Source organism: Flavobacterium qiangtangense (assembly GCF_042658345.1).
Taxonomy (GTDB): domain Bacteria; phylum Bacteroidota; class Bacteroidia; order Flavobacteriales; family Flavobacteriaceae; genus Flavobacterium; species Flavobacterium qiangtangense.
Genome location: NZ_JBHSQB010000010.1, coordinates 306747 through 319009 on the forward strand (window position 1 = coordinate 306747; position 12263 = coordinate 319009).

At 35.4% G+C, this 12263-nt stretch carries 11 protein-coding genes; 2 read left to right on the plus strand and 9 right to left on the minus strand.

Features of this window, described 5'->3' with window-relative positions; all coding sequences use genetic code 11:
• Positions 1–142: 142 nt before the first annotated feature.
• Complete coding sequence (locus ACFPVY_RS15305; protein WP_379793000.1) at positions 143–859, minus strand: CDP-alcohol phosphatidyltransferase family protein; 717 nt, start codon at positions 857–859, stop codon at positions 143–145.
• 107 nt (positions 860–966) lie between these two features.
• Here ACFPVY_RS15305 and ACFPVY_RS15310 point away from each other — a divergent pair, with 107 nt between their 5' ends.
• Positions 967–2037, plus strand: a complete 1071-nt coding sequence (locus tag ACFPVY_RS15310; protein ID WP_465254391.1) for a putative type IX sorting system protein PorV2 — start codon at positions 967–969, stop codon at positions 2035–2037.
• Between the two features lie 137 nt (positions 2038–2174).
• Positions 2175–3293 (plus strand): lipoprotein N-acyltransferase Lnb domain-containing protein, encoded by a 1119-nt coding sequence (locus tag ACFPVY_RS15315; protein WP_379793001.1) that lies wholly within the window; start codon positions 2175–2177, stop codon positions 3291–3293.
• A 138-nt stretch (positions 3294–3431) separates the two neighbouring features.
• On the opposite strand, the gene ACFPVY_RS15320 is transcribed toward ACFPVY_RS15315, so the two are convergent.
• The 8 genes from ACFPVY_RS15320 to ACFPVY_RS15355 all read right to left on the minus strand — a co-directional run bounded on the left by ACFPVY_RS15320 (position 3432) and on the right by ACFPVY_RS15355 (position 12072).
• Positions 3432–4826 carry a sugar transferase gene (locus tag ACFPVY_RS15320; RefSeq protein WP_379793002.1) on the minus strand — a complete coding sequence of 465 codons (1395 nt, stop codon included), beginning with the start codon at positions 4824–4826 and terminating at the stop codon, positions 3432–3434.
• Positions 4827–4898: 72 nt separating this feature from the next.
• Complete coding sequence (locus ACFPVY_RS15325; RefSeq protein ID WP_379793003.1) at positions 4899–5909, minus strand: glycosyltransferase family 4 protein; 1011 nt, start codon at positions 5907–5909, stop codon at positions 4899–4901.
• Positions 5881–7122 (minus strand): O-antigen ligase family protein, encoded by a 1242-nt coding sequence (locus tag ACFPVY_RS15330; protein WP_379793004.1) that lies wholly within the window; start codon positions 7120–7122, stop codon positions 5881–5883. Before ACFPVY_RS15330 ends, ACFPVY_RS15325 begins: the two co-directional genes overlap by 29 nt.
• A gap of 98 nt (positions 7123–7220) precedes the next feature.
• Positions 7221–8297, minus strand: a complete 1077-nt coding sequence (locus tag ACFPVY_RS15335; protein ID WP_379793005.1) for a glycosyltransferase — start codon at positions 8295–8297, stop codon at positions 7221–7223.
• Positions 8294–9409: a glycosyltransferase family 4 protein gene (locus ACFPVY_RS15340; RefSeq protein WP_379793006.1), complete on the minus strand. Its 1116-nt coding sequence runs from the start codon at positions 9407–9409 to the stop codon at positions 8294–8296. The genes ACFPVY_RS15335 and ACFPVY_RS15340 overlap by 4 nt, the downstream gene beginning before the upstream one ends.
• 5 nt (positions 9410–9414) lie before the next feature.
• Positions 9415–9969, minus strand: a complete 555-nt coding sequence (locus ACFPVY_RS15345; RefSeq protein WP_379793007.1) for a serine O-acetyltransferase — start codon at positions 9967–9969, stop codon at positions 9415–9417.
• A complete protein-coding gene (locus tag ACFPVY_RS15350; RefSeq protein ID WP_379793008.1) occupies positions 9966–10976 on the minus strand; it encodes a glycosyltransferase family 2 protein in 1011 nt (336 codons plus the stop codon). The genes ACFPVY_RS15345 and ACFPVY_RS15350 overlap by 4 nt, the downstream gene beginning before the upstream one ends.
• Before the next feature lie 64 nt (positions 10977–11040).
• Positions 11041–12072, minus strand: a complete 1032-nt coding sequence (locus ACFPVY_RS15355; protein WP_379793009.1) for an exostosin domain-containing protein — start codon at positions 12070–12072, stop codon at positions 11041–11043.
• Between the last annotated feature and the right edge of the window lie 191 nt (positions 12073–12263).

Below are 12263 nucleotides of genomic sequence, written 5' to 3' on the forward strand. Positions count from 1 at the left end.
AAGTTTCTCAAATAGCCCCGATTGGCGGCTGTAGCCTTTTTTTCCGGCACGGAGAAAAGCTACTGCAGAAAGCGGGAATTACCTTTACCGATAAATTACCGGTGATTCGCTTCTTACAATTAGCCACGAATTACGCGAATTATCACGAATTTCTTTTGTTGGTCAATAGCGATAAAATAATATAAAAAATAATCAACAACGGGATTCCGAGTGCTTTGAAGAAAATCAAAAGCAATACTGAAACGGCCAGAAAAAAGATTTGCAATTTGTTTTTGGCAAAGCTCATGCTCTTTATTTTCAACGAAAAAAGCGGAATTTCTGCGTTCAAAATATAAGCGCTCAGCAATGAAATTGCCAATAAAATATATTCGTTGCTCAAGGCATTTGTGATAAATTCAAATTGATTGTCGGCCAAAATTAACGGCAAACTCAAGATAACCAGTGCGTTTGCGGGAGTTGGCAGTCCGATGAAAGAATCGGTTTGGCGCGTATCGACGTTGAAATTTGCCAGTCGATAGCAAGAACCCAACGTAATTATAAATCCTAAAAAAGGAAAAAATAAAGTCGGCCAGCCAAAAGATGGAAAACCCAAAGCCTGATTCATCAGCTGATACATCACCACGCCAGGAACGACACCGCTGGTCACCATATCGGCCAAAGAGTCTAACTGCAAGCCAAGCGGACTTGAAACTTTAAACAATCTTGCGAAAAAACCATCAAAAAAGTCTAAAAAAATTCCAAGCGCCACGAACAAAAATGCAAATTTAAAGTCTTGATGAAAGGCAAAAATCAAGGCGAAACAGCCTGATAATAAATTCAATAGCGTAATAATGTTTGGAATCTGAGCTTTAATTCGCATAGCTTTGTGTTTTGGATTGCAAGTCCACAAATTTAGCACAATAAGTTTATAGTGTGGTGCGTTTCATAGTACAGATTTTTATTTGATATTTGCAAAAATAATTTACTTTGAAAAAACCCCTACTTGTTGCCTTTCTTTTCGTGTGCACTTTCGCTCACAGCCAAGCGGTTAGAAAATATTCCAACGAATTTATGAACATTGGTGTTGATGCTGCAGCTTTGGGAATGGCCAACGCGGTGACGGCAAGCACGAATGACGTAAACTCTGGATATTGGAATCCGGCGGGTTTGATTGGCGTTGAAGACAAGCAGATTTCATTGATGCACGCGAGTTATTTTGCCAATATTGCGCAATATGATTACGCGGGTTTTGCAATGCCAATTGACGATGAAAGCGCGTGGGGACTTTCTGTGATTCGTTTTGGGGTTGATGACATCTTAAACACAACCGAATTAATTGATTCTGAAGGAAATATCGATTATAATAGAATAAGCCTTTTTTCTACAGCAGATTATGGAATTACGTTTTCATACGCCAGAAAATTAAAAATTCCCGGATTTCAATATGGTGTAAATGCCAAAGTTATCCGCAGGATTATTGGCGATTTTGCTGATTCTTGGGGTTTTGGTTTTGATGCCGGAATTCAATTTGAACGAAACGACTGGAAGTTTGGCTTGATGGTTCGAGATATTACAACGACCTATAATATTTGGAACATCAACGAAGACGAATACAATAAAATCAAGGACGCGATTCCGGGGCAAAATCAAGAATTACCGGAAGATTCTGAGATTACTTTGCCAAAAGCGCAACTGGGAATGTCAAAGAAATTCATCATCAGATACGATTATTCTATCTTGGCTGCGGTGAATTTAAATATGCGTTTTGAACAAACTAACGATATTATTTCTACGGATTTCGCCAGTATTGACCCAGCAGTGGGACTGGAATTTGGTTATACCGATTTGGTTTTCTTGCGAGCTGGTGTTGGAAATTTCCAAAATGTGACTCAAATTGACAATACAGAAAAAGTAGGTTTTCAGCCGAATATTGGCGTGGGTTTCAAATACAAAGGAATTCAAATCGATTATGCTTTGACAGATATCGGCGACCAAAGTGTGGCGTTGTACTCAAATATTTTCTCGGTAAAAGTGGATTTGGGAATTTTCAGAAGATAACTCAGTCGAAAGTTTCAAAGTCGAAAGACAAAAGATTGCAAATCGATAGAATCATTTCTTTTTAATTTGCTAAACATTTCCAACTTGCGTGGCTAAATCAAATCTTTTAAAGATATTTGTGTACAAATTTGAAAAAAATGTCAAGATTCAAGCTTCTTCTAGTTCTATTTTTAATCACTTTTTTTAACGGTTTTGCCCAAAATGGCATTTTATCTGACGATGCAAAAGTCAGCATTTTAACCATTGGAACTTCTGATGAATCGCATACTTTGTACGGCCACACCGGTTTGCGCGTGCAAGACAAGCAACGCGGAATTGACATCGTGTACAACTTTGGCTATTTTGATTTTGACACTCCTTTTTTCTTGGCAAAATTCGTAAAAGGCGATTTGCAGTATTTTGTAGCCACAAATCCTTATCCTGATTTTGAGTACAATTACAGACAAGAAAACCGCTCTATTTATGAGCAAACATTAAACTTGACAAAGACGCAGAAACAGCAATTGTTTGACCGTTTGAACCAAAGTTTATTTTCTGAAGAACGTTTTTATACCTATAAATTTATTGACAGAAATTGTACCACGATGGTAATTGACAAGGTCAATGAAGTTTTGGGAAGCAAAATTATTACGACAAAAAAACCGGTTCAAAAAACGTATAGAGAAATTCTGAATCCGTATTTAACAATTAACTTCTTCCAAAAACTAGGCGTAAATATCATCTTCGGACCAAAAACAGACAAGAAAGCCGAAGTTCTTTTTCTTCCTTTGGAATTAATGGAAGCTTTGAAGACCACAAAAATCAACGGAAGCTCATTGGTTTCAGAAACCAAAACTGTTTTTGAAGCAAAACCGTTAGAAAATACCTTTTCAATCTGGAACAACATTTACTTCTTTTCGGCTGTAATTCTGTTAATTTTAGTCTTAAAAAAGAACAGTCTTTATATCGCTTACTTCAGTATTTTGGGACTTTTAGGTCTATTTCTTTCCGGAGTTGGATTTTACTCGTTTCACGAAGAAGTTGCTTGGAACTATAATATTCTGCTTTTTAATCCAACTTTACTTGTCTTTTTATATTTCTTGAAACAAAAAAATAGAAAATGGATATCTAATTTGGCCTTGTTCAATTTGCTCTGTATTGTGGTTTACATGGTGATTATCATCAACAAAGCGCAATTATTATTGTTCTTGCCAATGCTGATTACCTCAACGATTTTGCTGGCGAAATTTGCTAGAAATAACAGGAAAGTTAGATAGATTTATTGTTCAGTGTTTAGATTTCAGTTGGCAGTTTTTAGTTTGCAGTAATCAGAGTTAATTATTCAGTTTTACTGAAGCCTGAAATCTAAGTACTTAAAACTGATAACTAATTACTGAACACTCCAAACTGACTACCTACTGTCCCCGATAAAACAAAATGGTGCTTATCGTCTTTATCGTAATATTAATATCTAAAAAAACGCTTCGGTGTTTGATGTAATATAAGTCATACTGAAGTTTAATCAAGCTGTCTTTTATGGAATCTCCGTAAGAATAATTCACTTGTGCCCAACCCGTTAATCCGGGTTTGATGACGTGTCTGGTTTGGTAAAAAGGCATTTGGCTGGCGATTTTTTCAACAAAAAAAGGACGTTCTGGTCTTGGTCCGATCACGGCCATATCTCCTTTTAATATATTAAAAAACTGCGGAAACTCATCAATTCTTGACTTACGGAGAAATTTACCAAAGGCAGTAATTCTTGCGTCATTTTGAGTCGCAAAAACCGCTTCGTTGGTTTCGGCATTCCTTATCATCGTTCGGAATTTATAGATGGTAAAAGGTCTTCCATTCTTCCCTACTCTTTCCTGCGTGTAAAAAAGTGGTCCTCGATTAGCGAAAAAATTTCCGACATAAATAAATGGCAGCAGATAAAATCCAATAAAAATTCCAAAAACAGAAATGACAATTTCAATTAATCGCACTAAAATTAAGTATAAACGATTGTGATTGCTTCGGCTAAAAGGAAAATAGCGGTAAAAATCTTTGTTCACATATTGCACGGGAATTCGTTGCGTGATCGTTTCATAAACCTGCGTGTATTCGCGAATCATAAAACCTTTTTCAAGCAAAGCCAACAGATTGCTATATAAATCCACCGTAATTCCGTCGGTTTTTTGGGAAGCGATTACAATTTCAGAAACGCCTTTTTCCTTTACAAAAGACTGTAAATCAGGAATCTTTATATTTTCGATGTCAAGGATTTTTCCTTCGTCAATATCGCGAGAATCGGTGTTAATAAAACCGATAATCTTGTAGTGCGGATCTACTTTTCCCAGCGATTGCACGAGTTCTTCTAGCTGATTTCGGTCGCAAACCATGATCACGCCTTTCAAAAAACGATGCGATGCCAAAAATGCCTGGTAAAAAATACGCCAAGCGAAAAGTGATAGCGTTACCGCCAGAAAGAAATAAATAATCTGAAGTCTGTTGGAAGGCAAAACTGGCGTAAAAATTGGTGTCAGCAAAAAGAAAAGCACAGTGGTCGTGGACGTCAGCAAGATGCTTTTTATAACTTGAAATTGATTGCTCGCAATTTGCAAATTATACATTTCGAAAACTGTCCCAAAAATCGTGATATACAGCGATAAAACGATGGTCCAGTAAAAATTGGCTTTGGAAATATTGAAATAATCGAATTTAAAAATCTGCCCCACAAAATATAATGCGATCAAAACTGTAAAAATATCAAACAGTCTGAGAAGCACTTTTCGCTCTGAGATTTCAAAATGTATTTTCTTAGAAAAAGGCATATTCGTAGGTTATCGTTTTTGGGAAACGGTGCAATTTAACACTTTTACAAATAGAAAAGCAATGACATTCAATTAAATGATCGTTTCGTTCCATTTATTTTTAACAAAATTCCAGTCAAAACCGATTACTTTCTCTCTGGCAAATTGACTAGATTTTAAACTTAATTCGGGATTTTTACACAGAAAAAAAATGGTTTCCGCCATCGAAATGTAGTCATTGTCATTTACCAAAAAAGCATCTTTTTTATCTTCCAGAAGATAATTTAATCCGCCAACATTGGTACTTACAACTAACAAACCAAGCGCCATTGCTTCAATTACACTCACTGGCATGTTGTCAAAATGCGTGGTATTAATAAAAATATCATATTCTGTTGCACGCAAAATCCAGTCTTCTTTTGATAACTTTCCGGTAAATTCTATGTCTAAATTATATTGTTTCGCCAGCTCTTTTGTTGCGGCTAAAGAACCGTCTTTGTCCGGGCCGATCATGCATAAAGTAGCTTCCAGAAATTTTTCTTTTACGATTTTAAAAACCTCAACCGCCATTTTTGGGTTGTAAATCTTTGCAAAAGAACGAACCCACAGTAATTTTGGAGCAACTTTAGAACGCAATTTAAACTGATAATTTTCAATTTGAATCGTGTTCGGAATATAAATTGTGTTTGAAAATCCATTCGAAATAAATGCTTCCAAAAGATATTGAGATGGCGAAACGTTTTTATAAGAGTTCTTAAAAATCTGTTTGCTAAACCATTTCGATTTCTCTAGACGATTAGGCAAATTGCCACCGTGTAAAATTGGAATATATTTTACATCTAAAATTCTGGCCAGCTGACTTACAAAAAAAGCATACCAAAAATTAGAAGTGCTGTAGGTATCGATCAAAATATAATCGACTTTATTTCGTAGTTGAAAAGTAACTTTCAGCATTTCAAGAAGCCTAAAAAGCTTGTTATTTTTACTGGAGGCATATTTCACAGAATAACCCTCAGATTCCAAAAGTGGCCCTAACGTTTCTATCGTGGTAACTGACAGTCCGTGAACCGAAAGTTTATTCCCGATGTAAAGAAGGCTTTTCATTGGTATATACTTTTAAGAGTGATAATGCATAAACAAATGCTGGAGCGGCAGTTCTCATTGCGGCGTGATTGATCGTCAAAAGCCAGAAAATAAAAAACGGCAAGACATAGATATTAGCTTTGTTATCAAGATATAAAATCAAAGGTGTTGCTAATAAAATAAGCAAAGCAGCAATTCCCAAACTGCCGTGCTCTGCTAACATTCGAGTGATTTCATTGTGAGAGGCGGCAACGATTCCGGTTGTTTCTTCTCGGTATTCTTTGTTTTTCCCGACACCAATTCCCAAAAGCGGATTATCTAAAAACATCTGTATTTCGGAAATAGCAATTCGTTCACGACCTCCTAATTTATCTTCCTTTACACGACCAATTGCATCTTGGTTTGCATAGCGTTTTTCGATCAAACCGTTTGTTTGGTAAGAGCTATAACCCCAAACTAAAACCGCAAACAATACTGTGATACCTGCAATCCCGCCTACTCTCGCCTTTGTATTTTTGTTAGAAGTGAGATACACAACGATCAAAAAAACGATAATCATTAAGATTCCTGTATAAACGCCACCTCTGGAGAAAGTCACGAGACCTCGATACGTCGCAGCCATTGTCAATAGTGCATGGACGCCAAAGAGAAATTTTGATTTTGAATTTAGAAGGAATAAAGCAAAGAATACGAACATCCCGAGTCCTAAAATAGTAGAAACTTGGTTTGGACCAAATCCTCCAGAAGTTGCGAAATTACTCGATGTGCCTGTTACAACATCGCGCACACTCGGATTATACATAAACAAATAGGTCAAAAGGGAAACTAATGGCATTGCAAATGCAATGATAATCGCGTTGATTTCTGCAAAAGTGATTCGTCTTCGATAACAATATATGGAAGCAATTCCCAAACAAACCGGACCAGCGATGTTAAATGCAATCGCTTTTCTGATGTCTGCTTCTAAAGACAGCGTGACCGTTGAGAGTATCACACCCGGAATTAACAAAAGCAGAAAAAACCAATACGGCAACGAATTTTTAGAAAAACCGCTAAAAAACATTCCCATAATCATAAACAGAATGACTCCGTATTTGGCAAATTCGTTAAAAAACATATCGCCAGTCATGCGCATCAAAACTTCGATACTGATAAGATAAGCAGAAACAATTAAAACTTCGTTTTTTGTATTTTTCGTGTTATAAACGAAAAGCATCCCAAAAAAAATAATCATCAGGCTATAAATTTGGGAAAAAAATGGAGCGATGTAAAGCAGCAGCGCCAAAAAAACGTGTGCGATCAGCAAACCTCGATATGTAAGATTGTTTAATTTCAAGATAGTCCTCCAATAAATTTTTGATACTTGTCGATGACAGCAGCATCAGTATAATTTTCAAAAATAGTCTTTTGCAAATTAGCGGCAAACGCAATTTTTTTATCTTCGTCTTTCATTAATTGCATTAATTTTTTCGAAAAATCTTCTGAATCATTTGATGTAACTAAAAATCCGCTGTTGTCATCTTTAATTACACTTGAAATTTCGCCCACATTTGTAGCAATTACAGGTACCTTAAAATAGCCATATTCTAAAATTGCCACAGGAAGTCCTTCTGAAACAGAAGTCAAAATTCCAATATCGCACTTTTTTAATATTGCTTCAACATCTTCGCAAGCGCCATAAATGAAAACGGTTTGAGTCAGATTATTAGATGCAATTTTACTTTTCAAAAGCGTTGAATAATCATCTTCAAAATCTTTTCCAACCAAATGAAAAGTCCAATCTGGAAAATCTAATTTTATCTTTTTAGCAACTTCAATTAACAAATCATGATTCTTCTGAGGCCTTAAATTCGCAAGATGAATGATTCGTTTTTTAGAAGTTCCTTGTAATTTCGTGATCGCTTTTTCAGCATTTTTAAAGTGCACGAAATTATTAAGAACTATTACATCTTCGCAATTCAAATGTTCTTTTGACCACGTTTCAAGATTTTTGTTCACGGAAATAATTCCATCAAAAAAATTCGAGAACAGCTTTAAAAAAATAGATTTCCTTGAAGCTAAAAAATCGCTGTTGCCATAATGATCATGCCAGATTACTTTAATGTTCTTTGTCAAAATTTTGATAACCACCGCTAAAAAAAATGAACTTGAATGGGCGTGAATCACGGATATTTTATTTTCAATGACAAAGTTTTTTAATTTTCGTATCGCTTTAAAGTCTATCGTTTTCTTTTTTCCCAAAAACAAATAAGCAACTTCAGGATCAAGCTGTTCTTTCAAACCTCCCTCTGTTCTGGTACTGACCAACGCGGAAAATCCAGTCCCACTTTTTAATGCGTTTGCATAATTAACGGCCATTCGTTCGGCGCCACCAACTTCTAGAGAATCAATTAATTGTAGAACCCTCATTTGACCAACAGTTTTTTAATTTCGGCATCAAACTTTTCAAGCGTATAAAATCGAGACCAATTCATTGCGTTTTCAGATTTTTGATTATAAACATCGAAATTGACCATGAGATTTTCTATCAATTCACAATCTTTATCTAAATCTAGTTTTAACAATCCTCCTCTATCAGTTCCAATCATATTGGCAACGCACGAAATTGGCGTGGCAATCGGCAGACAGCCCCAAAACATGGCTTCTGCAACAACTTTTGGCCATCCTTCGCTTTGCGATGGCAAAATCAAAAAATGGCTGGTTTGATACGCGCTTTTTATTTCTTCTTTCCCTTTATTTCCTAATAAAAAAACAGATTCGGTTAAATTATTTAAATGAATGTAATCTTGCAATTTAGCTCGTTCTGGACCTTCTCCAAAAAATTTCAATCGCACGTTGTGTCCCCTTTTCAGCAACTTCTCGGCCAATTGCAAAACATAAAAAGGTCGTTTCCCTGCCGACAATGTCCCCACAAAAATCAGATCGACAATACCATTAAAATTACGAAGAGCAACTGGCTTTTTGTCGTTTTCAGAATAGCTGGCTGTAAAAAAAGGCTTTACATTTTTAGTTTGATTGGGCCATTCGCCATAGACCAAAACTGTCATGTTTTTGGTCAAAAATGTGTTGCTCAAAATCCAACGTTGTAATTTATAGCTTAATGGTTGCTTGGCGTTTGGATCCCAATTTCCGGCATATTTGGCGCTTTTTTTCTTCTTTGGAAAAAATAGTTGAACAATACATCCCAAAAGTCCAACGTTGCCGGGACAGCGAAGATGTATATGATCGGCCGTTTTCATAGCTTTAAAAATCTTCAGAAGATTAATAATTACAGCAAAAATAGATTTAAGAGCGCTATAAAATGATGTGGATTTAAATTCAATTAACTTGTTAATTTCATCAATATTGAAAGGAAGTGCTGTCGATAATAATCCTCGGTCATCAGTCCAAATTGGACAACAAAACATTATTTCTTTTGAATTGTGCTGCCAAATTTCCAGTTCTTTTGCATATGGACTATAGGCTTTCCAATTTTTTTCAGAAACGATTAATGGCGCCGATGATATTATGAGTAGTTTCATTTTTATTAAATGTAAGAGCCCGAACCATTTTTCGAAATTATTATCGCTGGAACGCCTTGAACCACGCTACTCTCAGTTACATCAGAAGTGACGAGTGAGCAAGCTCCAATCAGAACATTATCTTCTACAAAAATTTTACCAGCGACAATAGAATTTGCTCCAATATAAACGTTGTTGCCGATAGTTGGAACCCCTCTTTTTATTCCAACGGAGGAAACTCCAATGGTAACACCTTGTGAAATATTACAGTTTTGACCAAGAATAGCATTGCTATTGATGATAATCCCACCAAAATGACCTATGTAAAAAGACTTTCCGATTTGAGCGGAAGCCGGGATTGAAATGCCCGTTGTTATTTCAATTATTTTCTGCCAAATTAAACACAAAAACAATAAGATTTGTCTAAAAAAAGGGATTCTAATTTTTCTGAAAATGAAGTTTGCAAATCGATATTGAAAAATTGCCCAAAAACCTTGCGTAAAAAATACGATCCCAAAAAAATGTCCTCCATATTTTTTATATTTTTTATAATCGCTTGATATTAGCTGTAAAACATTCATAGATGAGAAATTTTAGGTTTATTAAACAACAAACTCCACCAACCTATTGTTCTTCCTAAAGACTCAGTGAATGCTTCTTTCCGTTTAATGGAAGATTTATCTAAAATATTGGTACTGCGAACGACCGTTAAAAGCCATGTAATGGCGTGCCATTTTACTTTGGATTTTAACGAGGGTTTTGGATTTTTTACTCTCCATACATAATAGCCATTTCTGACCACCATTTTTCCATAATCATATTTGTTGGGCCTACCACTTTCGTTGTGATAATGAGCTAACTTGGCATTTGTATTCACAAATAACTTCCCAATATTTGAAACTCGTAATGTAAAATCCGCATCTTCATATAAGCCATAACCTTCAAAATAAGTGGAGAATTGCAACTTATCAAAAACACTTTTTCTAAAAGAAGAAACGCCTCCCATTAATTGCTGTGTCTCATATATTTTTCCAGACGGAGGTAAAAAACCAATGCTTCGTCCGTGTGAAAAACTAGGCGAAAATCCTGGAGGAACATTGCTGTCAAGCCCTAGTTTTTTTCGTAAAACAAAACGTTTTCCTTCGTTTCGTTTCCACCCGTCGAAAGTGAATTCATTACTTTTTGCAATGTAATTGGGATCTGTTTTGGTCCAGATTACTTCATTGTTGATGTAGCCTCCAACCCCTAAAGCTTCGGGATAAATTGCATATGCATCTAATAGGTTTTCAAAATAATCTGCTTCCAATACCGTGTCATCGTCTAAAAAACAAAGTATTTCGCTGTCTGAACTCGCTTTCTTGATGCCAAAATTACGCTGTCTTGTCAAACCTCTGTCTTCAGAACTTACCTTAAAATAAGTCAAGTTTAAAAATAAGTTGTTTGAAAGCATGAGACTTGTTTCGTCGTCAACACTTCCATCAATAATTAGTATTTCTGAGGGATAACAAGTCTGTACAGCCACAGACTCCAGAAGTTGTAACAAGGGCATCGCCCTTTTGTAAGTACAAACCAATAACGAAAATTTCATACCACTTGAATTCAAGCAAATATAATTACAATTAGTGTTAAAGCAGCCCCGATCGCCTCGCTTTTTAACCTGTATTTTTATCAACCAGCAAATTTTCAAAAACTCTGATAAAATAACAAATTCGATTCAATTGCTCCAATGCCAATTTTCGATTAGCCTTTTGTATTGTAGCAAGGTCTTCTTCCGATTTTGAATGGTGGAAATCCAATAATGCGGATTCCATTTTAATAGCGGTTGCAAAAACACAATGATTTTTCCAATCAATAATTTCTTCCAATGGCAATCGGCAGTCGGTATCCACTAAAACCGGAATTCGTCCCATTAAAAGAGTTTCATAAAAACGCACAGAAAAATTACCCGAGCCACGCAGGCAGAATGTATAAAGATTTCTATTGATATTTTCAAAGAATTCTAATGTCGAAACTTCTCTTTGTTCTTGCGTAGTTGCACCCGCACGATATTTTTTTCTGAAAATAAAATCGGTGGCAATTTTTTTATTTTTTTCAAGCTTCTTCAATATTTTATATCGCTTGATGCTAGAAGGAAAAAACGACTGTTTGTCTGAAAATTCATAGCCAAATTTCCTTCTCATAGTATGTCGAAAATAAATAAGATATTCCTTTAAATACTTAGAAATTGTTCCGCTGGCATGGCCAACAAACCCAACAGTTGGCAATGTTGATTTCGGCTTAGCTTTCCAATTATTTTCAAAAAAATCGGCGATTGGATCATTTAAAAAAGACGGTAAAATAAAGGTATTTTTGTTTAAGTTGGATTTAAATCCCCCCATTCTAAATGTAACTATATCTTGGGGTAGCGTTATGCCAAAGTCGCCTGCCGAATAAACACAAACCGGAATTTTAAATGCTTTCGCATTTTTTATAAATTCAAATAATACCGCCTCTTGTTTGGTTTCAAAAAAATAACCAATATCTAAAGGAAAAATGGCGAAATCAGCACTTTTAAAATCTTCAACTTGACTAAAACTTGACACCAAGATCGGATTGCGCAAGTAATGGTAATCGAATAAAAAGGGAAAAACTTTTTTACGATTTTCTGATGTTAAGTAATCGGTAAGAGTTATAAATTTGTGCATTTATGTTTATAGGTCAAGTGAAATCATTTTTTGCAACGACAATTTATTTAACTTTATTACTATTTCATAATAAGTCAACTTTCGATTTTACTAATATCAACACTTTATCTACGCCTCGTATAAGTTAAAAGACCCCGTTTATTTTTATCATAAAATAAATATTCAATATGTAGTCGAAAGGCTCTGGCAAA